Source organism: Halobellus sp. Atlit-38R, from assembly GCF_003665925.1.
GTDB lineage: Archaea > Halobacteriota > Halobacteria > Halobacteriales > Haloferacaceae > Haloquadratum > Haloquadratum inordinatus.
In genome coordinates, this window is sequence record NZ_QXIJ01000303.1 from 1 (window position 1) to 468 (window position 468).

Annotated in this window: 1 protein-coding gene; it reads left to right on the forward strand. The window is 52.1% G+C overall.

Annotated features, from left to right (window positions below; genetic code table 11):
- Nucleotides 1-468 (forward strand): metal-dependent transcriptional regulator (locus tag D3D02_RS19505; protein ID WP_147435777.1); only part of this gene is annotated, 468 nt, incomplete at both ends.

Sequence of the window (468 nt, forward strand, 5' to 3'; positions counted from 1 at the left end):
GCATATGGGCGTAGAACAACCGTCAGTCACCAGTATGGTGAAAAAATTGGCCAAGCGCGATTTTGTCCATTACGAACCCTACAAGGGCGTTGTACTCACAGACACTGGAATTCCTGTCGCGCTCGAAATCATTCGGCATCATCGGCTAATAGAACGATACCTGACGGAGCGCCTCGAGTACGATTGGGCTGAGGTACACGACGAAGCAGATCGCCTCGAACACCATATCAGTAATCAATTTGCCGACAGAATTGCAGAGCAGTTAGGGAATCCGGCAGTTGACCCGCATGGCGACCCGATTCCCACAGCGGATCTGGACGTTTCACCGCCACAATCCGGTGAAACCCTCGCTGATCAGCAGGTCGGCGACAAGGTTCGAATCGAACGGGTGCCAGACAATGATCCAGATCTACTCCGGTACCTGTCTGAACACGGGATTACCCCAACAACTGTAGTCGAAATTGTTGA